The following is a 25,321-nucleotide window of genomic DNA, read 5'->3' on the forward strand; positions in this document are numbered from 1 at the left end:
TACTCCACACAAAAACTAATATATAAGCATAAACTAGGAATATCAATTCATGGAATGGCATAAGATACTTAAAGTTACTAGAAATATATTCGGTCATGCTATAATTCATCCGGTTGTTATTTTTGGTACCATTTGGATAAGCGGTGCATTTGTTGCAATTTTTACTAATGAGGTTGGAGCTTTAGGTGTAAATATAAATGCTATAAATATTGTTTATAAGTGGGCGTATTGGCTTATTAACGTTTGGGAGCAGTTAAAAATTTCCGACTATAATTATTTAAAATTGAAGCTACTTGCCTCTCTTCTCAGTCCGGCTATTATTGTTATAATATTTTACATTAAAAATTTTGAAAGAATAAAATCATTACAATTTTTCAAACAAGATGAAAAAGTATATGGAGATGCAAGTTGGGCTAATCCGTCAGATATAGAGGCTGCAGGTCTTAGATCTAAGAAAGGTATGCTGATCGGTGTTGATGCCGGTGGATATTTTGTTGCAGACGGGTTCCAGCATGCTTTATTATTTGCTCCTACCGGTTCAGGTAAAGGTGTAGGGTTTGTGATACCTAACTTGTTATTTTGGAGTGATTCGGTAGTAGTGCATGACATAAAGCTTGAAAATCACGGGTTGACAAGTGGTTGGCGTGAGAAGCAAGGGCAGAAAGTTTTTGTATGGGAGCCTTCTAATCCTGATGGTGTTACTCATTGTTATAATCCGATTGATTGGGTTAGTACTAAGCCTGGGCAAATGGTTGATGACGTTCAAAAAATTTCAAATCTTATAATGCCGGAAAAAGATTTTTGGAATAATGAGGCACGAAGCTTATTTTTAGGCGTAACTCTATATTTAATAGCCGATCCTACTAAAACTAAATCTTTCGGTGAAGTAGTGCGTACTATGAGGAGTGACGACGTAGTTTATAATCTAGCGGTCGTACTCGATACGCTTGGTGGTGTAATACATCCTGTTGCATATATGAATATTGCTGCATTTTTGCAAAAAGCCGATAAAGAGCGTTCCGGCGTAATATCTACAATGAACTCATCGCTTGAATTATGGGCAAATCCACTTATTGATTCAGCTACAGCATCTTCTGATTTCAATATACAAGAATTTAAAAAAGTCAAAACAACCGTATATGTAGGGTTAACACCCGATAATATACAGCGTTTACAAAAATTAATGCAGGTGTTTTATCAGCAGGCGACAGAATTTTTAAGCCGCAAAATGCCGGATTTAAAGGAAGAGCCGTATGGAGTGATGTTCTTACTTGACGAGTTCCCGACGCTCGGGAAGATGGATACTTTTAAAGCCGGTATAGCTTATTTTAGAGGTTATAGAGTTCGTTTATTTTTAATTATCCAAGATACACAGCAGTTAAAAGGAACATATGAAGATGCCGGGATGAATTCTTTCTTATCTAATGCAACATATCGTATTACTTTTGCCGCTAATAACTATGAAACGGCAAATTTAATATCGCAGCTTGTCGGTAATAAGACGGTAGAACAAAGATCATTTAGTAAACCTTTATTTTTTGATCTTAATATTGCTACTAGAACCCAAAACGTTTCTCAGGTTCAAAGAGCTTTACTTTTACCTCAAGAAGTAATACAGTTACCGAGAGATGAGCAAATTGTTTTAATAGAATCCTTTCCGCCTATAAAATCGCGTAAAATTAAGTATTATGAAGATAAGTTTTTTACTAGTAGATTATTACCGCCGACTTTTGTACCTACTCAAGTGCCTTTTGACCCTAGGGCAAATAATAATGAGGCTTCGGAAGAGACTGAAACAATAACTGTTCCGGAAAATAATGAGTAAAATGCGTTCAGCTATTATTGATATCGGTTCAAATGCTTTAAGAGCTGTAGTTTATGAAAATGATGAGCTTGGAGCGCCGGAAATTTTTAATTATAAATTTAGAAATTATCTTACAAATTTACTTAATTTAGATAATTTAGACGTAAAACATCAAACATATTTATCTCTACAATATCTTATTCATATTTTTACCAAACTGTCTGTTACTAATATTCGATGTGTTGCAACAGCCATACTTAGGGGGCATCCTAAAGCAGATGAATTCAAAGCTATAATTAAAAAGAGATTCAATATTGATATTGAAATTATCTCAGGTGAACGTGAAGCTTATTTAACTGCTGCCGGATTAATTTCCGGTATTAGTGATGCTTTCGGTATTGTAGCTGATCTTGGAGGTGGAAGTCTTGAGCTTGCACAGATTGGAAATAAAAAAGTCGGTAAATTAAAATCATTGCCGCTTGGTACAAAAATTATTGTTAGTAGCAATTTTGGTGATGTCGGGCTGATTACTAAAATGCTAGAGGAAGAATTTGGAGCTGCACATTATCCTAATTTATATTTAATTGGCGGTGCATTACGTCTAATGAGCCGTATATACATGGAGTCTATAAATTATCCCCTTAAAAATTTACATAATTTTGAAATAAATCGTGTAGAGTTTGAGTTATATTTAGAGAAATTATCGCAAATCGATAAATTAAAACTGAGTTATTACGAGCAGAAAGTCATAAATTATAATGCAGTTTTAGTAATAAAAGCAATGATTAAGGTATTTTCACCGGAAAAAATTATTATCTCAAATTACGGTTTAAAAGAAGGAGTAAGATTTGACTCGTTGCCGTCTCATGAAACAGAAAAAGATATTATTTATGAGAGGGTGAAGAGATTAGTAAAATTTGATAGAAATATATGTAAAATTGAAAAATATATTGAAGCAGTACAATATCTTTTAATTAATGCCGATGCCACGACTCTTATTATTATTGAACTCGCTATAATGCTAGCACAATATAATAAAAATATTGATAAAACGCTTAGAGCAAATTTTGTTTCGGAATTTATATTATCTTCAGACATTCCTTTTAGTCATAGACAGCGTCTTATGCTAGGTATTGCCCTTACGGTTACTTATACTGCTAAAACTGACATGCAGATTAATAAAATAGCTAAGAAAATGATTAGTAAAAGTGATTATTACAACAGTCATATAATCGGTTATTATATAAAAATTGCTAGAGAAATTGATGGGCCAGAATTTCAAGAGCCTTCTTTTTCGATTAAATTAAAAGACGATAAATTTTTACAAATTAATGCTTCAAATATCTTGCCTAAACAAGTCTTTGAAAAGGTGTGTGAACGTTTAAAAGATATAAGTTCTGCTAGAAAAAATATTAGGTATAATTTTAGTGATTAGGGTTTTTGTGTTATAGTGCTGGATAGTTTTCGAAAAGCCAGTGATGTCATACCTGCGAAAGCAGGGATACAGGCTAAAAAAATCTTGATTGCAAAGATTTTTTATTATATTGTTTCACTTTTAAAGTAAAAAAAGCTTTAAAGTACTGGATTCCTGCTTGCGTAGGTATGACATAAAAAGCGCCACACAACAATAGCTAAATTAATTACGCTCCATCAAATGTGTCACAATTATATTCCTTTGTACATCCTATAATAGTAGATTCCATTTTAGGAACTATGTGTTCCGCCCAGAAATCTACCAACAGTTGCATTGCATTAATAATAAGTAAATCTTCGATGGGATGCAATAAATTATCTATACTAATTTCTAGATACCTAACTATGCACTCTGCAGCGCTATCATCTGATTCTCTGTGTATAAGATTTCCAATTCTTTCTAAGTAGTAAACTTGCTCGCTAGTAAGATCTTTATCTTTTATTATTTGTGGTAGAATCTTGGTTAATATACATTGCAATTGAACTTTTTGATCAGTTGCAAATTATTCATAATAATCCTGTTCTTTTACACAAGGTAATTTTAGTAAATTAATAATTAAAGTGGTCACATAATATGGGTATGAGAATTAGTTTTTATAACTTCCTCTAATTCTCTTGTATCTGTTCCGGTCTATAATTATTAAAGTAAAATATAGGTAATATAGTCTCATTTTTTAAATATTTAATCAATTCTTTACTATTGTTATATTTACTACTAATTTCATTTTTTTCCTCTGGTGTTAATATTAAATGTGCCGTTAAATCAAGTATTGGTTTTGCCGCTCTACTATATTCATATGAACTATTAATTAAACGCTTTAAGCTGTCAAAATTTTTAGGCAAAAATATTTTATCATCATTTTGATATGGTACATTTTTTACGAAATCTGTTTTCAAAATTTGAAAACTATTATTTAGTGGGATACTTGCATTGTACAAAGTTTTCTCTATTGCATAATGTCCAAATTTATGTGCTATTATTGATTCTAAATTTAATTTTTCTGCGCCTATACATATTAGGTTATTGTCTCAATCGTAATGAGAAAATGATTTATTATCAAATATTATTTTTAGGCTATCTTGCACTTGAATATTAACCGCTGCTATTATAGGCTAATAACTTATTTGTAGGCCCCTATTGCAAAAGCTTTGTATAGTTATGAAGCATTATATTGTCGTTTAAATCGCTTACATTGTAAGTCCTTGTCATTAAAATAGTAATATAGTCATATCAGAGTTTTCGCTATATGCAATCGGTGATAATTTTTCTATTTTAAATTTTGCAATATTAAGTTCTTCAATATTTATCTCAATTTTATTATATTCAATAAAGCTTTTAAACTCTTAAAAACTTAAATAACTAGCTAATTTTTAATTCAAATCCTTCTATTTTAAATTCACTAATTGCATTGTTATTGTGCTACTCAATCGTTCTCTTCTTACACTTAATCAACTCTTGCAACATGCTGCTTTTTGTATCTCTATATTGTATAGTATCAAAATTTATAAATGCTGCTACATCAAGCATAGATGTATCATCGATGTTATGTATATATCTATCGTATTCAGCAGAAGTAAAGTGGCTAGGGTTAGCATAAGAAATAATAAGTGTATATGCTTCTAGATCAAATGACGTAATGGCATGATGTAACCCTAACAAATTATAGCTGTTCTTAGATGCTAAAATTGATTTTATTTCGTCATATTTTTTAGTTTTTATAAAATTTTTTATTAGCTTATTCAAAGCTGTTATGGGTCATTGTGAATAATATTCAGATGGTAAAGACATGTTTTATATCCTATCAAGTTGCTATATTTCATGGTAATATGTTTGATAATAAATACTATATCTTTCTATTTGTAAAGAAATAATTTTAATTACATTAACGAACATTAACATCTTATTAAGCTCTCTTAGTCTACCTCCCAAATCATTATATAATCCTGAAAACAATAAATATATTAGGATATATGATAAAAAATTATTGGAAAAAGTTTTGGAAGAATAGTACTACCAAATCACAAAATTTTATTGAACTAAACGACATTGCATATGGTAATTTAATCAGAGTCGACATAGAAGCTTATCGCGAAAATGTTATAGTATATAGATGTATTAATTTAATTGCACAATCGGCGGGACATGTTCCGTGGAAAGTGCTTAAAAGTAAAACCGGAGCAGTAATATTTAGACTATCCGGTTCATTATTTACTAAAAAACCGAATCCCAAAAAAGCCGGAGCGGATTTTGTTAGTGAGCTAATTGCAAGCAAATTATTATTCGATAATAGTTATATTTTATCAGCTCTAGACTCGTACCCTAAAGAGATTTACTGACTACCGGCTCTTGTTACGGAACTGGTTATAGCACATAACAATTTAGTTGCTTATTTTGATTTGAAATTATTTGTCTGTTAACTCTTGCAGTACCGAAAATTAGCGGTATAGGTTCACCGTAATTAGCTGTTACATATTTAAAACTTTCTTTGAAATTTTTAATATTGTCATATTCTATCGGTTCGTGATTTAGTTGATCTAAATACTCACCAAGCATTTTGTCGACAAATCTTCCCACGCTTGAAAATATGCCGCCGCCAAATGCATTTCCAACAGTACCGCCAAGCGAACTAAAAAAACTTCCAAACATATTTACCATATTATAATTTAATATGGATTGATATTAGCAGTATGATGTGATAACACTAATATATGTAATTCCTGCGAAAGCGGGAATCTAGGAAAACATATATAAAAAAACAAGCTTTTATATGTTTATTTTGTCAAACATGTACCAATTATTAAGGTTATTTTTTCTGGATTCCCGCTTTCGCAGGAATTACATAGAAAATCACAGGGTGATATGCTGCCTTTAAAAAAATGGAAATCATAAATGTTTAAAAAATATATATTTATTCTAATATTATGTATTGCTTCTATAGCTCGTGCAGAAATTATAGAAGTGGATAGTTTAAATAAAATAAAACAAGATTTTAAAGAAAATTATAATAAAAATTATGTACCTCAGGATTTATTAGTAGTAACGGTTCTAGATGATTTTGTGTTTAAGTCTTTAGTGCCTATCGTTACACAGCTTGATAAAGACATTTATCTTACACTAATTCCTCTTTTACTTAATATTAATAAAAATTCAAAAGCTATTTATATAAAGCAATTGGTTTTAACTAATGATAGTTATAAGAAAGAATTACAAGAATCTGATTTTCCAAATTTTGTAAATGAAATGAGTAATAGTAAAATCCCCATAATAGCAGTAAATGATGGGTTTACCGGTAATTTTAATAATATTCCTAAATTTGAGATATGGTTTGCCGATTATTTAAAGAAAAATTTTGATATTGATTTTTCAAATAGTTTTCCAAACAATAATTATATTATTTTTAATAATGTAGACAGTTTTGCTAATACTTATCCGGTATTTTATAAGGGTATATTGACAAGTAATAATATATCGGAAGCGGAAATGATGCTCAAGTTCCTTATTCAAATGAATTTTATACCGAAATGCTTTATAATGATTAGTAGTAGCTTAGAATTACTAAGCTCAATGGAATTGCAACTTAGTAGTTATAGTTCTAATATATTATTTATTGGTTATCATTATAATAATAAAAATACTCCGAAAAATAAAGATGTTGCATATTATACTAAACTGATTAATGATTTAATATCTCAAATAAATAAGCTAAAAAGAAATAATCCACCTTTAAAGAATAATAATGCAAAAGGTAAAAATCCTTATGACACGAATAAATAAAGTTTTATTGAGTGTACTTTGCTTAGTTATTTCGTATGCGGGCTACGGTCAAATTATTCCTACTTACTCCGTAGATTCAGTAACAATGAAAAACTTATTACCGAAGATAGATGCAGATACGCTGGTACTTATAAATATAGATAATACTATCATAACACCGAAATCCAAATTATTTCGATATCAGGATAATTCTTATATAAATTTTACTAAATATTTATATAGTCTTGCAGCGGATAACGCATCAGTTAATAAAACTATTGCAAAATTGATAGTGCAGCGTCAGATGATGCTTGTTGAATCTAAATGGGTAGATTTAATTAATAAGATGAAACAGCAAGGTGCAACGGTTTTAGGTCTTCAGGAAATAACGGCCCCATGTAATTTAATTGAAAATTATGAAGGATGGTTATATACCTTACTTTACGGACTCAATATTAATTTTACTAATAAAGTTAATGATAAAGATGTATTTAGATTTAATCCAAGCGATGCTGAAGCCCCTATTTTTTATTTAGGTATAATATTTACCGGTAATATAAATAGAGTCAAAGCTCTTATAGAGTTCTTAAAAATTATACCAAAACAACCTAAAAAAATAGTAATTTTTGCAAATAATAAAAAAGATTTAGAAAATATGGACTCTTATTTAAGTATGGTTGATATAGGATATTATGGAATTGAATATTTGGGGTGGCAAATGTTACCGGGGTCACCTGATCATCAAATCGCTGAGTTGCAGCAATCTACGTTTTTAAATACCGGTCAGTGGTTAGAAGATGATACAGCTGCAAAGATGTTAAATAAATAATTATGAATGACAATTTAATTAATGCTTTAAAAGATTTAATTATTAATACCGGCAAGATTGCACTAGATATAAAAAAGACAGGAATGTTGACTGATATTAAATCAGATGGGTCAGTAGTCACTAATGCCGATAAGGAAATTAGTAAAATAATTTATCAAACTCTACAAACCTTAACCTCTCAAATAGCTATAGTATGTGAAGAGCAGCCGCTACCTATATTCAGCAGTGATACTTTTTGGTTAATCGATCCTATTGATGGGACATGGAGCTATGTAAACGGTAAAAGTACATATACGGTCAATATAGGGCTTATTGAAAACGGTTTTCCAACCATCGGCTTGATATATCACCCTGAAACAGCAAAGCTATATTATACTGATGTAAACGGTCGGTTAAAAATCGAACAGAATTCTAAAGAAATATTTGTTAATCATGAACCTAAACATGAAGAGCTTAATGCGGTAATAGGTTTTTATAATTCAAATAAAGCTACTAAAGAATTTTTAAGTAAGTATTCATTCGGTCAAATAAATGCAATAGGCAGTTCAATGAAACTATGCTTAATTGCTGAAGGAGCAGCTGATATATATCCAAAATTCGGTCAAACTATGGAATGGGACATAGCGGCAGGTCATGCTTTAATTAAAGCCGGCGGTGGTAATATTTTAGATACGCATGGACAAGAAATTACTTACGGTAAAGAAAGTTTCGCTAATCCTAATTTTTTCGCCTGTAGTAAATATTGGTTGGAAAGGGAGGCAAGGTTGCATAGATACTAGATTGTCATTGCAAGCAGCAGTAGGCTGCGTGGCAATCTCATGCAATAATAACAAACTCCTGAGATTGCTTTGTCACAACTTACAGTTTTTCCTTGCAATGATAAAAAAAACTGATCCACGCAGGCACTGCCAAACTCGCATCAAACCAACTTCTTTAACTCATACATTAACTCAAGTGCTTCTTTAGGGGATAGTTTATCAGGATCGATAGTGCTGAATTTTTTATCTAATTTGCTGCTTATAGTAGTTTTATTAGGTTCAAGATAAAACAAACTTAAATTATTTGATTCCGTTGATAAAATATTTTTTCCTTTACCTGTAGAAGTTTTTTCAAATTTAAGCAGAATCTGCTCAGCTCTGTTTATAACACTCGCAGGAAGACCGGCAAGAGCTGCAACATGAAGACCGTAGGACCTATCGGCAGCACCTGATATAATATTATGTAAAAATAGAATATCTTTACCTGACTCCTCAATAGCAATAGTATAATTTTGCAAAGCCGGCAGGAAATTACTCATAACGGTTAGCTCATGATAGTGCGTTGCAAATAAACAGCGACATTTCAGCTTATCATGAATATATTCAAGCACCGACCATGCTATAGATACCCCGTCATAAGTGGATGTGCCTCTACCTACCTCATCAAGTATGATTAGTGAGTTTTTTGTAGATTGAGCAAGGATTGCCGAGGTTTCAAGCATCTCTGCCATAAAGGTCGATTGTCCCTTAATTAAGTCATCGGCAGCACCTATTCGGCTAAATATTTTGTCGACTACCCCTATTTTAGCACTTTTTGCCGGCACGAACGAGCCTATTTGAGCAATGATTGCAATGATGGCGTTTTGACGTAAAAAAGTACTTTTACCTGCCATATTAGGACCGGTAATTAACCAAATACGCTCAAGCTCTGATAAATGACAATCATTATATACAAAGCTTTTGCTTTCTCGCTGTAGTGCTTTCTCTACTACAGGATGCCGTCCTTTAACGATATCAAAGCTTAAATCATCGGTAAACTCAGGCTTAACATAATCATATTCATCAGCGATGTAAGCAAAATTACAAAATACGTCAAGCCCGCTTAAGGAGCTTGCAAGCATTCGTAAATAGGAAGCTTTTTCGATTACTTGGCTACAAATATCCGCATATAATTCTTTTTCTAAGCTTATTACTAAGGTTTTAGCATTGACTAACTCACTTTCAAGCTTTTGTAGTTCAGCAGTAGTGTAACGAACATGATTAACCGTTGTTTGACGGTGAATAAATTTGTGATCAAGGATTTTATTAACATTTTTAGCGGTGATATCGATAAAAAGCCCTATAACATTATTATGAGATATTTTTAAACTGTCTATTCCCGTTTCTTTGCGATATTGATCTTTTAGCTTTTCAATATATAATTTTCCGTTATTAATTAAATCATGTAATTGGGCTACTTTCGGATGATATTCATGTTTTATTATACCTCCGTCATTTAAATTATTCGGTGCATCTTCTCGTATTGTTTCATCTATTAAATTATATAATTCTGTATCACCTGATAGAGGTTTAATAATTTTTTCGATAAAATCAGGTAAATTAAAACCGTAAGCGTCAAAGAATACTCCTTTAATAATCGTTGCCGTTTCTAAAGTATATTTAATGCTAAGTAAATCACGACCTGAACTTCTGTTCATCGTAATACGTGTTAAGCAGCGTTCTATATCACTAGTTTTTTTTAGAAGTTCTCTAATTTTTTTTACTATTTCTAAGTTGGAATAAAAGAACTCGGTAATATTTAAACGATGATTTATTTTAGCAATGTTGGTTAAAGGACTTGAAAGAAAATGATATAGTAAACGTCCACCTTGTTTAGTAACCGTATGATTAAGGGTGCTTAATAAACTTCCTTGCGAGCCGCCTTGTGAGTTTGTGACAATTTCAAGGTTGCGTCTAGTAGAGAAATCAATAGTCATATAGCTATGAAAATTGATAATTCTAGGGATTGGCAAATGAGGAATATTTTGTTTTTGCGTTAACGATAAATATTCTAAAACGCTACCTATGGCACAAATTTGACTACTAGATATCTCGCCGATTCCTTTAATATCTTTCATTTTATAAAAATCTAAAATGATTTTTTTGCATTTATTAATCGCAAAAAAACTATCAACTTGATAGGTAATACGAAAATTTAATTGTTTGAAAATACTATCCGCAAGATTAGAAGATCTCAGATTTTCGCTAAGCAGAATTTCACGAGGTTTTAAACGAGCCAGCTCATTAAGAATTTCCGTTTCCGGTACATTAACTACAACAATTTCGGAAGTAGAAAGATCAACATAACAAAGGCTAGCTGTTTCTTTATTTTTCGGTATTACGAGACTTGCTAAATAATTAGGTTCGGCTGAAGCAATTAAATTTTCTTCAATTATAGTTCCCGGAGTTATAATACGTGTAACATCCCTAGTAACTACCGCTTTATAACCGCCTCTATTCTTTGCTTCTTCAGGTGTTTCTAGTTGATCACAAATAGCAACCTTATAATTTGCTTCAATTAACTTCGTTAAATAATTCTCAAGGGCATGATAAGGTACCCCGCACATCGCAATGTCTTCTTCGCCGTTTTTGCCGCGCTTTGTTAAAGCAATGCCAAGTATATTGCTTGCTAGAATTGCATCTTCATAGAACATTTCATAAAAATCACCCATTCTAAATAGTAGTAAACAATCTAAATGAGCAAATTTAATGTCTAGATATTGCTGCATCATTTTCGTTGCAACATCGTAATTATATTTTTGTTTCAACTCTTGAAGATTCATATTAAGCAGCATAATTTATATTATAGTTTGGCTTTATTGCATGGATACCGAATCGTCATTGCGAGCGACTGCAAGGAGCGTAGCAATCTTATGAAATAGTGCAAAATGCCTGAGATTGCCACGTCGAGGCTTTGCCTCTCCTCGCAATGACGGATAATAACAATGTTTAACAGTTTATACAACTATTTGATCTTTGATAGGCGGGTGCTATGTCTGCCGCCTTCAAATTGGGTAGTTAAAAACTTATCTATAATATCAAATACTATTTTTTGGTCTATGGTTTTTGCTCCGAGTATCAAGATATTAGCGTCATTATGAGCTTTAGCATTTTCGGCAGTTAATATATTGTTGCACAAAGCGGCTCTTATTTCCGAGCTACGATTCGCAGCTATAGACATACCAATCCCCGTATCACTAATTAAAATACCGATAGGTGCTGATTTTTCAATAATAATATCTACTACTTTCTTAGCATAATCAGGATAATCAACAGTTTGTGTATTATTTGTTCCGCAGTCATAAATCTTTAGAGATTTCTGCTCTAAATAATTGATAATTTCAGACTTAAGCTCATAACCTGAATGATCACTAGCTATGACAATATTATAAGTTTTCATAGTTAATTTTTTGATGGAAAATAATGATAAAAATTATATACTATGTAAGATTTGTTTTCTAATGTAAATAATAGTTTTGTTAAATATATGAAATATCCTGTTGTACTTAGTATCGTTATATGTTTTTGTTTAGTTGCTTGTGTTGATCAGCCACCGGCTCCAATTGAGTATAAAGTAGGAGATGTTACTGCAAATAATAATTCTACCGCACTAGATCACGATGAGGGTATGATAGTTCAAAGAACTATGGAAGATAATCCCGCGTCAGAAAAAGTTAGCGGTAGACTTGAAGAGCCAAAGGCAAAAATTATAGAAGATGATAATGATGATATTGAGATTCCTATGTCTCGGAATGAAGACGCAGATGAAGAATCGATAGAACAATTAAACTTTGTAAAACCGTTAAATGGGGTAATTATTACCGAGTTTAAAGCCGGTAAAAGTAAAGGGATAGATATTGTAGCTAAAGAATATAGTGAAGTGAAATCGATAGCTGCAGGAACGGTAATATATTCAGGTTATAATAAGCAATTCGGTAATTTAGTAATAGTTAAATTAGATAAAGACGATCTAGAAGTAGCATATGCGAGTTTAGATGATTTATTACTGAAAAAAGGTGATAAAATTGCTAGAAATAGTGTTATCGGACATGTAGAACATAAATTATATTTTGCTATGCGTAAAAATAAAATAGCAGTTGATCCTAATAAGTATATAGAATTTTAAATGGAAGATGTTATTACTCTTACCAAATATGGTGAACCTCAAAATGTTATAGTAAGAAGGAGTAGCAAAGCTAAAAATATAGCCATCCGCATTACGTCTAAAGGTGCAGAGCTTGTATTACCTCTTAAGGTAAAAGCCGAAAAAGGTCATAATTTTTTGTTAAGTCAAGAATATTGGGTTAGGCAAAAATTACGTCGTAATGTAACTGCGATACCAAAAGATGAAGATAAGATTTCTATTTTGGGTAAATCTTATGAAATAATACATATTGATTCGTCTAAAAATCAGCTAAAATTAAATGATTCTACGTTAGAAGTGTATTGTTGTAGTCAGGTACTAAAAAAACTTAGTATAGCAGTATTCCTTAAAAAGAAATTATTAGCAGAAATAAAAATAATAGTAGAGAATATATCTAAAAAACATAATTTGACTTATTCCAATATTAGAATAATGGAAAATGTTAGCCGTTGGGGGAGTTGTTGTAGCAAAGGGAATCTTGTTTTTAATTGGCGGGTAGTTTTTGCTCCCTTTGAAGTACTGAAATATTTAGTAGCTCATGAAATGGCACATTTAAAAGAAATGAACCATAGTAAAAATTTTTGGGAGCTAGTTGAGTATATATATCCCGAATACCAACCGGCAAAATTATGGCTAAAAAGAAACGGTAAGAATTTATATAGTTATTTGCCATAACTTTATGTCATGCCTGCGAAAGCGGGAATGACATAAAACGAGCCATGCAACAACGCAGTAATGACATCGAAAAGGTTAATTTAAAGCAAAACATAAAGGATAAATAGAATGCATAACACCACAAAAAGAGTAACAGTCCCGGCACTTGAAGAAATCTTATATGAGCCTATAAAAGTGTTAGATTACGGCTTTATTAGAGTTATCGACTATATGGGGGATGATAGTGCTATAGTACAAGCAGCTCGTGTATCTTACGGTAAGGGTACGAAGCAATTAAACCAAGATAAAGGGCTGATAAACTACTTGCTTCGTCATTATCATACCACTCCTTTTGAGATGTGTGATATCAAGTTCCATATTAAACTACCGATATTTATTGCAAGGCAATGGATTAGGCATAGAACAGCTAGCGTTAACGAATATTCGGCAAGGTATTCTATTGTAGGTAATGAATTTTATCTACCTGAACCGGCAAATATTGCTTCCCAATCTGCTGTAAATAAACAATGTAGGGAAGGGGATAGCTTACCGAAAGAAGTGGCTGAAAAGGTCCTTGCAATTTTAGAGGAAGATGCTAGACAGTGCTACGGGCATTATAAAGAACTGATGAATGCCGATGAAGAGGGTAATATTATAGATGAGAACGCCACAGGGATAGCAAGAGAGCTTGCTCGTATGAATTTAACTTTAAATTATTATACGGAATGGTATTGGAAGATTAATTTACATAATTTACTTCATTTTTTAAGATTGCGAGCTGACCCTCACGCTCAATATGAAATTAGAGTTTATGCTGAAAAGATGCTTGAGATAGTCAAAGCTTGGGTTCCTTTTGTTTACGAAGCTTTTGAAGAATATCGTTTGCAGGGAGCAAACATTTCACGTAAAGGTTTGGATGTAATTAAAAGAATGATAAACGGTGAAAAAGTTACCCATGAAACTAGTGATATGACTAAGAGAGAATGGGAAGAACTGATGAAGATTTTTGGGTAATGTATGTCATTCCTGCTTTCGCAGGAATGACATACAACAACCATAACGGCATTTGATAAAAAGGAGTATTTTAAGTGAGAAATATTATATATTTTATACTATCACTATTATTTAGCGTTACCAGCTATGCACTTGAAACAATAAACATTGAGCATGGGCGAGCTGACCCAACACCTATAGCGGTCAATAAATTTGATGCCGATAATTCTGCCGCTGATGTATTAGGTCACGATATGGTTAAAGTTATCTCTAATGATTTAAAGCTTTCGGGGTTATTCCGTCCTATTTCTGCTGCCTCTTTTATAGAAGAGAAGACAGGAATAGAATATAAACCGCTTTTTGCTGCATGGCGTCAAATTAATGCTAGTCTTTTAGTAAACGGTGAAGTGAAAAAACTAGAAAGCGGTAAATTTCAAATTAGCTTTATATTATGGGATACGTTGCTTGAAAAACAGCTCGTCGGTGAACGTCTTGAAGTACCGAAAAATCTATGGAGAAGAGCAGCACATAAAATTGCCGATAAAATTTATGAAAAAATTACCGGTGATGCCGGTTATTTTGACACTAAAATAGTGTATGTATCAGAAAGCAGCTCTTTACCGAAAATAAAAAGAATTGCTTTGATGGATTATGACGGGGCTAATAATAAATACCTTACCAATGGAAAGTCACTAGTCTTAACCCCAAGATTTGCTCGTTCGGCGGATAAGATTTTTTATGTTTCATATGCTACTAAAAGAAGAGTACTTGTTTATGAAAAAGATTTAAAAACAGGCAAAGAAAGTGTAGTAGGTGATTTTCCCGGTATATCTTTTGCTCCTAGATTCTCACCAGACGGTAGAAAAGCTGTAATGTCGATAGCTAAAAACGGCTCGACGCATATTTATGAAATCGACCTTGCTACTAAACGGCTTCATAAATTGACTGACGGATTCGGTATTAATACCTCTCCTAGCTATTCACCGGACGGTAAAAAAATTGTATATAATTCCGATAGAAACGGTGTGCCTCAATTATATATCATGAATTCAGACGGAAGTGACGTTCAGCGTATTAGTTTTGGCAGTGGTTCTTACGCAGCTCCTAGCTGGTCGCCTAGAGGAGACTATATAGCATTTACTAAGATTACTAAAGGAGACGGAGGAAAAACTTTTAATATCGGAATTATGAAAGCATGTCCTCAAGATGATAAGAATAGTGAAAGGATAATAACAAGCGGATATTTAGTCGAAAGTCCTTGTTGGTCGCCTAACGGACGAGTTATTATGTTTGCTAAAGGTTGGCCGTCGAGCGCTAAAGCTCCAGGAAAAAACAAAATTTTTGCAATTGATCTAACAGGTCATAATGAAAGAGAAATTATGACACCGGCAGATGCTTCTGATCCAGAATGGTCAGGTGTACTGAACTAATGTCATTGCTACGAAAGCATTGTTGGGTGGATCGTTTTTCCGTTGTCATACCGTGACTTAATCGCGGTATCCAGTAAAAATACTATTAGTTGTTTTTGGATCCTGTGGTCAAGCCACGGGATGACAGTCCAATAAGGCTTAAGCTACTTCTCTACTATGGTTTAAAATAAACTTCTTTATTTTTTCAAAAGCCGTATTTTCTATTTGTCTAATACGTTCCTTAGAAATATTATACTCATTGCTTAGAATATCTAGAGTTTTAGGAGTATCAGTTAATTTACGCTCTGTGAAAATACGCAGTTCCCTGTCGTTTAAAATCTTCATAGCATTTGATAGTAACTGCCTTTTACTGGTAGAATTTTGCTTATTAATAGCCATAGCTTCAGGAGTAGGGCGTGTTTCCGGTAATAGTTCTATTAATTCTCCGGATTCTGCATCGTCACTATTTATAGAGTTATTTAACGATAAATCAGGACCTGAAATTCTAGTATTCATTTCAGAAACTTCATTAACCGAAACGCCTAGCTCATCTGCTATTTGTACAAAATCATCGGTAGTAATAGCCCTTGAGTATAAATTAGTAATTTTATGCTTAACTTTATTAAGACTAAAAAATAATTTTTTTTGTGCGGTCGTTGTTCCCATCTTTACTAATGACCAAGATTTTAATATATATTCTTGTATGGCTGCTTTAATCCACCACATCGCATATGTTGATAGGCGAAAACCAAGTTCGGGATTGAATTTTTTTACTGCTTGCATTAAACCTATATTACCTTCTGAAACCAATTCGGTAATAGGAAGACCGTAAGTCCTATAGCCGCTTGCAATTTTTGCAACAAGTTTAAGATGGCTTGTTACTAATTTATGTGCAGCTTGTAAATCATTCCCTTCTAAATAGGATTTTGCTAATAACAATTCTTCTTCTTGCGTAAGTGAAGGAATTTTATTGATTTTCTGTAAGTAGCTATAAAATCCTGATTCGCTAGAAATTGCTAATGCATTAATATTATTAGTCATACTAACCTTAAAAACTATTTTTTTTATACTAACACATATATGATCTAAAATAAACTTTTTCTAGAATATTTTTAAATAAAATCAAATAATGTCTAAAAAATCCAATAAAAATTTAGCTTTTTCCTTGCTGGGCTTAATAATTAGTATGGTGTTACTCAGTTTTGCTTCCGTACCTATCTATAATTTATTTTGTAAAGTTACAGGATATGGCGGCACTACTGCAAAAGAAACGGTGAGTGTATATTCTAAGGTAAAAGGCACTAAACCTATAATTATCGAGTTTGATGCTAATGTTGATAAAGATTTACCTTGGCGGTTTATTCCAAGGCAGCAAAGAGTGCAAATTGTTCCGGGGCAGAATACTCTAGTGTTCTATGAAACGGAGAATCTAAGCGATAACGATATAATAGGTACTTCCGTATATAATGTTACTCCAAATAAAGCAGGAAAATATTTCATAAAAATTCATTGTTTTTGTTTTGAAGAACAATTATTAAAAGCCGGCGAAAGAGTCTTAATGCCGGTTACATTTTATATAGATAAGGATTTTGAGCTTGACCCTGAAATGCAAGACATTAAAGTACTTACTTTATCTTATAGTTTTTTTAAAGTACGAGAGATGTCGTCATTGCGAGGAAATTACGTAAGTAATTGACGAAGCAATCTCAGGAGTTTGTTATTATTTCATGAGATTGCCACGCTCTCTACGTTCGCTCGTAATGACGGCTTTGGAATTATGCAACAACACCGGCTCATTGAATATACTCGATAACCCATTTACGAAGTCTAACAATCGTCGGAGAATTTATAAGAGAGGTAGCAGGTAAAACTTTGCCGTTAGTATTAAAATTAATTATAGGATCTATACCGTATATGCTATACCAAGGTTTTAACGGTGAGCTATTTGAATATTTACGGTGGAACCAAGATAAAGAAGGTGTTGTGTCTTCATATTCTATTACTTTAACCGATTGTGGATTTTTATGATATATAAGGCTCAGTACCGATTGATCGGAATGATGCCATTTATATTCATCGTAGTTAGGATGGATATTATAATTTTTACCTGAAAGAATTCTAATATCTTCACAACTTTGTAGCCATTTTTCAATGAAAGAACGAGAAAGCTTGGTATTACGCACAATAATAACGGCACTCCAAATGTGATAGTCATTTCTGCATTCGTCTGTAAGGCAATCCATTAAAGCAAAAGTGTCGCCTTTAACAAAACTACCGTTTTTACGATTGCGATCATGTACCAGTAATATATCATTATCGCCTAAAAGATTTGTTAAATTACTGATATGCTTTTTAATAACAAATGCTGAATCTAAATATACTATAATAGCTCCTTCTGGTGCATTTTTCATTGTTTCAAGTATAATATAAGGCTTCCATAGCCATAACCCCGCTCCTGCAGGTGCATTAAAAATTTCTTGGTTTTTTTCTATAAACGCTTGATTTATGTGCTTTTTCTTATAGTTAAATATGAAGTCTATACCTTTATTAATTGCATAATGAGTGGTTGCATTTTGATTACGATAAACATACTCCAGACCGTCGGCATAAGATACTAAATAAATTGGTTCTTTTATGGAATTCTGAATAGATAAATCTACTTTTTGTAACGATAAGTCATTAAGAAAACCTTGACGTGCATATTCTAAAATAATCAGTATGAAATAAATTAGAGCTAATGTAATAACTGTTTTGTATAATATTTTAATAACATATAATTTTTGCATTATTTGAAGCATTTTGTCATTCCCAGGTGGATTAGTAAAGCGTTATTGCGAGGAAATACGAAGTATTGACGAAGCAATCTCAGGAGTTTGTTATTATTTCATGAGATTGCCACGCAGCCTAGGGCTGCTTGCAATGACGAAATCGATAATTATTAGACAACGCCAATTATAGCATTTTAATATATTAAAAGATAGTGTTGTAATTTAATTATAAATTTAGTATAATTTGTTGTTTGTTTAAGGTTGGTATGATTAATTTAGGGGATAAGCAGTCTACTATAGTTGTCGCAATGTCAGGCGGGGTTGATAGTTCGGCGGTTGCCGCAATGCTGCATGAACAAGGACATAATGTTATAGGTATTACCTTGCAGCTATATGATCACGGTATGGCAGTAGGGAAGAAAAATGCCTGTTGTGCCGGTCAGGATATTTACGATGCTAAAATGGTAGCAAATAAGCTAGGTATTCCCCATTACGTACTTGATTATGAGAGCAAATTTAAAGAGTCGGTAATAGATAATTTCGTCGATAGCTATTTACAAGGTGAAACACCGCTTCCATGTGTGCAATGTAATAAATCGGTAAAGTTCAGGGATCTAATTAAAACGGCTAGAGAGCTTGGAGCAGATAAGCTTGCTACCGGTCATTACGTACGAAAAATACACGGTGATAACGGAGCGGAATTACATACAGGGCTTGATCCAGCAAAAGATCAAAGTTATTTTTTATTTACGACAACTAAAGAGCAATTAGAATATTTACGTTTCCCTCTAGGAGGGCTTACTAAGGGTGAAACACGAAAGCTTGCTAGTAAATTTGGGCTTGAGGTAGCGGATAAGCCCGACAGCCAAGATATTTGTTTCATACCTGACGGACATTATAAGAGCGTAATAAATAAAATACGTCCAAATAGTAGTGAAAGCGGTAAAATTATTCATGTAAACGGGTTTGAGCTAGGGGAGCATAGCGGTATAATTAACTACACCATAGGGCAACGTCGTGGTCTTGGTATAGCGTATAATGAGCCTTTATATGTAGTAAAGATTGATCCTAAGGACAATATAGTATATGTAGGACCGGAGTCCGCATTAAACGTGCAGGAATTTATCATTAGAGATGTGAATTGGCTTGCAGATGAGATTAAAGATAACGAAAAGTTAGAAGTAGCAGTTAAAATTCGCTCGACAAGACCGCCGCGTCTAGCTGAAATAAGTAAACTCGGTGATGATAAAATGAAAGTAAAATTTTTATGCGAAGAAAAAGCCGTTGCCCCTGGGCAAGCATGCGTTATTTATGCCGGTGAAAGAGTACTTGGCGGCGGATGGATTACTAGAGAGATAAGGTAATTGTGTCATTACGAGGAGGGAAGCGACGTGGCAATCTAGTTAGGCCTCCTGAGATTGCCACGCTCCTTTTAGTCGCTCGCAATGAGACACAATTCACAAAAAAATAAGCTCACTAAAACAGGAGAAACTAATGAGTTTTTTAAGGAAGAAAAGTTTTGAATCAGTAAAAGAGATAGGCAGTTCAAGCGGTCTTAGCAAGACACTTGGAGCATTCGATTTAATATTACTGGGTCTTGGTGCGATGATCGGCACAGGCGTATTCGTCGTTACCGGTATAATTGCTGCTAAATATTCAGGACCTGCAGTAATGTTATCTTATGCGATTGCAGGTATTACCTGTATCTTTGTAGCGCTTGTTTATACTGAACTTGCTGCAATGCTTCCGACATCAGGAAGTATTTACACTTATTCCTATGTAGCATTTGGCGAAGTATTTGCTTGGATGATCGGTAGTGTTATAATATTAGAACTTGGTGTTGCTGCAGGAATAGTAGCTGCAGGCTGGTCGGGCTACGTACAAGGAATACTAGCAGCAGGTGGAATCAATTTACCGAAAGAATTAACTACTGTACCGACAAATGGCGGTATAATAAATTTACCGGCATTTTTAATCTCGGGATTTATTGGATTTATTTTATATTTAGGTACTAAAGATAGTAAGAGACTAAATGCAATTTTAGTTTTCATAAAAATGACTGCAATATTTGTATTTATACTCACTGCTGCCCCTCATTTTGATGCTACTAACTGGAGTAATTTTATGCCTTTCGGTTTTAGTAATGTTTTAGTAGGTGCGTCTATTTTATTCTTAGCTTTTACAGGTTTTGGAACGATTGCAACCGCAGCTGAGGAGTGTAAAAACCCAAAACGCGATATAATGATCGGTATTATTGGCTCACTTGTTCTAACTACTATAGTTTATGTAACAATGGCAGGGCTTGTTACCGGTATTGCACCTTTTGATCAGTTAAATAACGATCAACCGCTTGCTTATGCTTTAACTATCAATAATAGCAAGATCGGCTCTGCTATTGTTGCAACCGGAGCAGTTTGCGGTATGATGACGGTGTTGATGATGAATATTTACGGTACTTCTCGTATTTTTTATGCTATTGCACGTGACGGTTTACTACCGAAAAGTTTTGCAAGGCTGCACCCAAAATATGATAGTCCGTATATTACGATTATAATATTTGCTTCTTTAGCCGCTATCCTTGGAGGATTTTGTTCTACGGAATTATTAACGCAATTAACTTCAATGGGAGCTCTTATTGATTATATAACCGTTACAATAATAGTGGTATTATTTAGGGTAACGCTACCTGATGCTCCAAGGCCTTTTAGATGTCCTTTAGTATTTATTATCGTACCGTTTATTTTAATTGCTTGTGCATATTTACTATTTATTCAAATATATGACGGTGAATTTAATCTATTAACCGCAGGTCGTGTATTAATATATTGGTTTATTACAATATTTGTTTTATATATTGTAAGATCGTTTTTTATGCAAAAAGAGCAGAATTAAGAGGGGGATATCCGTCATTGCGAGCGAACGTAGAGAGCATGGCAATCTCATGCAGTAGTACAAAATTCCTGAGATTGCCACCGTCAAGGCTTTGCCTCTCCTCGCAATGACGAGTTAGTAGTATCCACGCAACAAAACAAAATTAACCAAATGACTGAAAAGCTGCAACCACTCCGAGGAATGAAAGATCTCTTGCCGGATGATTATAAAGTTCACGACTATATCATTAACAAAGCAAGAGATGTGGGAGTATTGTACGGCTATAAACAAATGAGTACTCCTATTGTGGAGTATACTAAAGTCTTTAACCGTTCGATGGGTGCAAGCTCTGACGTAATCAGCAAAGAAATCTATAGTTTTTTAGATAAAAGCAATGATTGCGTAGCATTACGACCTGAATTTACAGCATGTATTATAAGAAGCTTCATCTCAAACAGATTACAACATAAATTACCATTAAAGTTTTTCTCTACCGGTCCTATTTTTCGTTATGATAGACCGCAAGCAGGGCGTCAAAGACAATTTCACCAACTAAATTATGAGTATATCGGTGCTAAAGGAGCAATTACTGATGCTGATACTTTGAAGTTAGCCGTTGATATATTAAAAGCACTCGAAATAGAGCAGGATACTACCTTAGAGCTTAACTCTCTTGGATGTAATGAATCAAGAAGCGTTTATCAGCAAAAATTAGTAGAATATCTAAATGATTTTAAAGATCAATTATCAGAAGAAAGCAAAATAAGGTTATCTAAAAATCCAATGCGGATACTTGATTCTAAAAGTGAGACTGATCAGAAAATAATAGCAAACGCACCGGTTTTATCTGAATATTACACTGATGAATCCAAAGAATATTTTGAGGAGTTAATACAGTATCTAGATATTTTAGGTGTGAAATATAGCATAAATCCACGCTTGGTTAGAGGGCTTGATTATTATTGCCATACTGCTTTTGAATTCACTACAAAAAAGTTAGGGAGCCAATCTACTATTCTAGCTGGTGGACGTTATGACGGGCTTGCTAAAATCATGGGTAATAACGATGATGTGCCGGCTATCGGTTTTGCTGCCGGTATTGAGCGAATTGCTTTAATGCGGGAATATGATATATCTGAAGTTAAGCCGGTATTTGTATTACCTATAGGCAAAAATAATATTTGCTATGCTTTAGAAATTGTAGATAAATTGCGAACAGAAAATATTGCGATTATCATAGAATCCCTAGGTAAAATAGCTAAAAGAATGCAACGCATTTTTAATGAAAATGCTCAATTTATTATTTTTATAGGTGACGAAGAGCAGGCGAATAATAACTTAAAAATTAAAGACTTAAAAAAAGAAGCAGAATATATAGTAGATTTTGCAAAAGCTCTTGAGCTATTGAAGAAATAAGATTTTTTATTGTTATACTGTGAACCTTCTATGGTATCCATCAAAACTAACTGTAAGTAATAAGCATTTATGAATTTTGCCACAAGCTCGGCATTGCCCGCATGGCTCTTGTGTTATGTCTGCATAGGTCTTGTTGTGTGGATACTGAAGGTCGTCATTGCAAGGAAAAACTGTAAGTTTTGACGCAGCAATTCAGTAAAAAATTCTGATTTACAGAATTTTTTTTATTATTGTTTTGGACTGCCACGCAGTCTACGACTGCTCGCAATGACAGGGCGGTATCTATGCAACAACGCCTTCGCTGGAATGACATAAAACGAGCCGTGCAACAAGATCTGCAGTTGTTCACAATGGCGATTAGGTGTCTATACAATAACACCATTTAACCACGACATCTAAAAATATGATTATTATAAACGATTTAGCCATGAGTGATGGTACAAGAATACTATTTACCGATGTAAATTTGCATATTAAAAACAATAAACGATATGGTTTAGTAGGTGCCAACGGAGCAGGTCAAACAACTTTTTTCAAAGTCTTAACTAAGGAAGAAGAGCCAGCTTTCGGTGAGATTAACATACCAAAAAACTCCAAAATAGGTTGTTTAAAACAAGCTCAGTTTCTTTATGAAAATACTAAAATTATAGATACGGTAATAGCAGGGAAGAAGGAGTTATGGAAAGTTTTACAAGAAAAAGAAGAGATATTAAATCGGCAGGAATGTAGCGATGAAGATGGGTATAAGTCTGGTGAACTTGAACAGGTAATATACGATAATGACGGTTATACTGCTGAAATTTTTGCAGCTAGCTTGCTTGTAGGTCTTGGAATAGCCGAAAAATACCATTATGAGCCGCTTTCTGGGTTGTCAGAAGGTTATAAGCTTTCGTGTATTACTCGTACAAAGTCTATTTAATAATCCCGATATTTTACTACTCGACGAACCGACAAACCATCTTGATATAGAGTCAAGAGAAGCTCTGAAAAAATCTCTAATTGATTTTGATGGTACGGTAATATTAGTAACGCACGATCGGAATTATTACTCTTTCCCATAGGAAAAAGATTGTTGATTTTAAAGGTAAATATGATGATTATATTGAGAAATACGGCAACGATTATTTAAGTTCTACTACGTTCATTAAATATAGATATCGTCATTGCGAAGAGGCGTTGTTGTGTGGATACCACCACGTCATTGCAAGCAGCCATAGGCTGCGTAGCAATCTCGTCAAATATCCTGAGATTGCTTCATCAATTGCTATGCAATTTCCTTGCAATGACAATAAAAATCGAGTCATGCAACAAAGCAGAATCTTAAAGTTAATCACTCCACATTATAAAACTCCAAATGATGACCGCTAATAAACTTTTTTATTTCAGCATGGTTACCATACTCATCAACATTTAATAATAACCCTTGTTCATTAAAATATAATATATTTGTAAATAATCAGTCATCACAGTCCCACGTAGCTTTAAAAGCATTTTCTTTAATAAGTTTAACTCCGGTTACTCCGTGTTTGTGATATATTATTCCTTTTTTTAAAGCAGAAACAAAAGAGGTAACTTTACTTTTATCAAAGGTGTTATAGATTTTTTTAGACATTGTACCGTAATAATCAAATCCTCTATATTTGCCAAGAAATTTATCCGTACCTTTTGTTACTTTCTGATTATCAATTTTAATTTGACCTTCTTTAGGAATATTCCAAGAATTATTATTGAAGTTGGTAATCTTTTGAATGGCTAGATAAAATTCATGTTTCTTGTTTAGTTGATAATATTGATGGATTTTTTTTGTATAATATTGAAGGGTTAATTGTTCTAAGTTTTCTATTGGCTTATTGAATAGCTTGCAATAATCCCTTCTTGTTTTTTTGACTTCATTTACTTGCATATTCTTGTACTTTGTTAGGTTATTATTTAATAAGGCGGTCACTACTCCAATTTCTAAAGTGTTTTCATGGCAAGAATCATTTTGCAGAGCATTTTCAACATTTTGGAAAATCTTTTCAGATTTTTCAGAAGTTAATTTAGTCTCGTTATCTGCTATTAAACCGGTATTAACGGCGTTAAGAACCTCTGTTTTTTCATTGGATGTTAGAGTATTATTTTGAGGTAACGTATAATTTGGGTCCATGTAACTCCGAAGTTTTATAATAGCCTTTTCATACAAATTTATTTGATGCTCAGGTATCTTATTTAAAAGATCAGAAGCCGTTTTAAATTGCGTACTACATATGGCAAGTGAGAATGTTAGAAGTATGTTGTTTGGGGTATCACTAATTGCTTTTAGTTTTGCGGTTAATATTGATTGCTGGTTTTTGTTAATTTTTTTATTGGAAATGCTGTTATAAAAAGCCATGTATTCACAGCCATCATATATTGATGAATAGAAAGGCA

At 33.1% G+C, this 25,321-nt stretch carries 21 protein-coding genes and 2 pseudogenes; 15 read left to right on the top strand and 8 right to left on the bottom strand.

From position 1 onward, the window contains the following. Positions 1 to 49: 49 nt before the first annotated feature. Positions 50 to 1,825 carry a type IV secretory system conjugative DNA transfer family protein gene (locus tag ACHBLB_RS04535; protein WP_475840880.1) on the top strand — a complete coding sequence of 592 codons (1,776 nt, stop codon included), beginning with the start codon at positions 50 to 52 and terminating at the stop codon, positions 1,823 to 1,825. Between the two features lies 1 nt (position 1,826). Continuing rightward, entirely contained in the window at positions 1,827 to 3,239 is a 1,413-nt protein-coding gene (locus ACHBLB_RS04540) for a Ppx/GppA phosphatase family protein (RefSeq protein WP_475842745.1), read from the top strand. A gap of 644 nt (positions 3,240 to 3,883) precedes the next feature. On the opposite strand, the gene ACHBLB_RS04545 is transcribed toward ACHBLB_RS04540, so the two are convergent. Further along, positions 3,884 to 4,174, bottom strand: a complete 291-nt coding sequence (locus tag ACHBLB_RS04545) for a hypothetical protein (protein ID WP_475840882.1) — start codon at positions 4,172 to 4,174, stop codon at positions 3,884 to 3,886. Positions 4,175 to 4,697: 523 nt separating this feature from the next. Beyond that, on the bottom strand, positions 4,698 to 5,021 hold the full coding sequence (locus tag ACHBLB_RS04550) for a hypothetical protein (RefSeq protein WP_475840884.1): 324 nt from the start codon (positions 5,019 to 5,021) through the stop codon (positions 4,698 to 4,700). Positions 5,022 to 5,248: 227 nt separating this feature from the next. Here ACHBLB_RS04550 and ACHBLB_RS04555 point away from each other — a divergent pair. Then, positions 5,249 to 5,611, top strand: a pseudogene (locus ACHBLB_RS04555) (phage portal protein); the annotation flags it as partial. Positions 5,612 to 5,639: 28 nt separating this feature from the next. Here ACHBLB_RS04555 and ACHBLB_RS04560 read toward each other — a convergent pair. After that, on the bottom strand, positions 5,640 to 5,924 hold the full coding sequence (locus ACHBLB_RS04560; RefSeq protein ID WP_475842747.1) for a host specificity protein: 285 nt from the start codon (positions 5,922 to 5,924) through the stop codon (positions 5,640 to 5,642). A 243-nt stretch (positions 5,925 to 6,167) separates the two neighbouring features. On the opposite strand from ACHBLB_RS04560, the gene ACHBLB_RS04565 reads away from it, so the two are divergent. From ACHBLB_RS04565 to ACHBLB_RS04575, 3 genes are read left to right on the top strand one after another with little or no spacing between them, the layout of a single operon-like run. Then, positions 6,168 to 7,052, top strand: coding sequence for a DUF2608 domain-containing protein (locus tag ACHBLB_RS04565; RefSeq protein WP_475840886.1), 885 nt, complete (start codon positions 6,168 to 6,170; stop codon positions 7,050 to 7,052). Continuing rightward, on the top strand, positions 7,015 to 7,860 hold the full coding sequence (locus tag ACHBLB_RS04570; RefSeq protein ID WP_475840888.1) for a DUF2608 domain-containing protein: 846 nt from the start codon (positions 7,015 to 7,017) through the stop codon (positions 7,858 to 7,860). Before ACHBLB_RS04565 ends, ACHBLB_RS04570 begins: the two co-directional genes overlap by 38 nt. A 2-nt stretch (positions 7,861 to 7,862) precedes the next feature. Beyond that, positions 7,863 to 8,639, top strand: a complete 777-nt coding sequence (locus tag ACHBLB_RS04575; RefSeq protein WP_475840890.1) for a 3'(2'),5'-bisphosphate nucleotidase CysQ family protein — start codon at positions 7,863 to 7,865, stop codon at positions 8,637 to 8,639. Between the two features lie 140 nt (positions 8,640 to 8,779). On the opposite strand, the gene mutS is transcribed toward ACHBLB_RS04575, so the two are convergent. Both mutS and rpiB read right to left on the bottom strand, forming a co-directional pair. After that, positions 8,780 to 11,440, bottom strand: coding sequence for a DNA mismatch repair protein MutS (mutS, locus tag ACHBLB_RS04580; protein WP_475840891.1), 2,661 nt, complete (start codon positions 11,438 to 11,440; stop codon positions 8,780 to 8,782). 182 nt (positions 11,441 to 11,622) lie between these two features. After that, positions 11,623 to 12,057 carry a ribose 5-phosphate isomerase B gene (gene rpiB / locus ACHBLB_RS04585; RefSeq protein ID WP_010977056.1) on the bottom strand — a complete coding sequence of 145 codons (435 nt, stop codon included), beginning with the start codon at positions 12,055 to 12,057 and terminating at the stop codon, positions 11,623 to 11,625. Positions 12,058 to 12,108: 51 nt separating this feature from the next. On the opposite strand from rpiB, the gene ACHBLB_RS04590 reads away from it, so the two are divergent. The 4 genes from ACHBLB_RS04590 (at position 12,109) to tolB (ending at position 15,878) form a co-directional block, all read left to right on the top strand. Next, positions 12,109 to 12,783, top strand: a complete 675-nt coding sequence (locus ACHBLB_RS04590; protein WP_475840893.1) for a murein hydrolase activator EnvC family protein — start codon at positions 12,109 to 12,111, stop codon at positions 12,781 to 12,783. Continuing rightward, positions 12,784 to 13,476 carry a M48 family metallopeptidase gene (locus ACHBLB_RS04595; protein WP_475840895.1) on the top strand — a complete coding sequence of 231 codons (693 nt, stop codon included), beginning with the start codon at positions 12,784 to 12,786 and terminating at the stop codon, positions 13,474 to 13,476. Between the two features lie 108 nt (positions 13,477 to 13,584). Beyond that, a complete protein-coding gene (gene thyX / locus ACHBLB_RS04600) occupies positions 13,585 to 14,469 on the top strand; it encodes an FAD-dependent thymidylate synthase (protein ID WP_475840897.1) in 885 nt (294 codons plus the stop codon). Positions 14,470 to 14,543: 74 nt separating this feature from the next. After that, positions 14,544 to 15,878, top strand: a complete 1,335-nt coding sequence (gene tolB / locus ACHBLB_RS04605) for a Tol-Pal system beta propeller repeat protein TolB (protein ID WP_475840899.1) — start codon at positions 14,544 to 14,546, stop codon at positions 15,876 to 15,878. Between the two features lie 138 nt (positions 15,879 to 16,016). Here the strand turns inward: tolB and rpoH are convergent, their stop codons facing one another. Continuing rightward, positions 16,017 to 16,898, bottom strand: a complete 882-nt coding sequence (gene rpoH / locus ACHBLB_RS04610) for an RNA polymerase sigma factor RpoH (protein ID WP_475840901.1) — start codon at positions 16,896 to 16,898, stop codon at positions 16,017 to 16,019. A gap of 88 nt (positions 16,899 to 16,986) precedes the next feature. Between rpoH and ACHBLB_RS04615 the strand changes: the two genes are divergently transcribed. Continuing rightward, positions 16,987 to 17,553 (top strand): cytochrome c oxidase assembly protein, encoded by a 567-nt coding sequence (locus tag ACHBLB_RS04615; RefSeq protein WP_475840903.1) that lies wholly within the window; start codon positions 16,987 to 16,989, stop codon positions 17,551 to 17,553. A gap of 97 nt (positions 17,554 to 17,650) precedes the next feature. Here ACHBLB_RS04615 and ACHBLB_RS04620 read toward each other — a convergent pair whose 3' ends face one another. Continuing rightward, a complete protein-coding gene (locus tag ACHBLB_RS04620) occupies positions 17,651 to 18,655 on the bottom strand; it encodes a hypothetical protein (protein ID WP_475840905.1) in 1,005 nt (334 codons plus the stop codon). A gap of 236 nt (positions 18,656 to 18,891) precedes the next feature. Between ACHBLB_RS04620 and mnmA the strand changes: the two genes are divergently transcribed. From mnmA to ACHBLB_RS04640, 4 genes are all read left to right on the top strand, one after another. Continuing rightward, the gene (gene mnmA / locus ACHBLB_RS04625) at positions 18,892 to 19,989 is read left to right on the top strand and encodes a tRNA 2-thiouridine(34) synthase MnmA (protein WP_475840907.1); all 1,098 of its coding nucleotides are present in this window, start codon (positions 18,892 to 18,894) and stop codon (positions 19,987 to 19,989) included. Between the two features lie 130 nt (positions 19,990 to 20,119). After that, complete coding sequence (locus tag ACHBLB_RS04630) at positions 20,120 to 21,517, top strand: amino acid permease (RefSeq protein ID WP_475840909.1); 1,398 nt, start codon at positions 20,120 to 20,122, stop codon at positions 21,515 to 21,517. 150 nt (positions 21,518 to 21,667) lie between these two features. Further along, entirely contained in the window at positions 21,668 to 22,912 is a 1,245-nt protein-coding gene (gene hisS / locus ACHBLB_RS04635) for a histidine--tRNA ligase (protein ID WP_475840911.1), read from the top strand. Between the two features lie 403 nt (positions 22,913 to 23,315). Next, positions 23,316 to 23,831 carry an ATP-binding cassette domain-containing protein gene (locus ACHBLB_RS04640; protein ID WP_475840913.1) on the top strand — a complete coding sequence of 172 codons (516 nt, stop codon included), beginning with the start codon at positions 23,316 to 23,318 and terminating at the stop codon, positions 23,829 to 23,831. Positions 23,832 to 24,368: 537 nt separating this feature from the next. Here the strand turns inward: ACHBLB_RS04640 and ACHBLB_RS04645 are convergent. Beyond that, a pseudogene (locus ACHBLB_RS04645) lies at positions 24,369 to 24,805 on the bottom strand (hypothetical protein). Between the last annotated feature and the right edge of the window lie 516 nt (positions 24,806 to 25,321).

Source organism: Rickettsia lanei, from assembly GCF_056242675.1.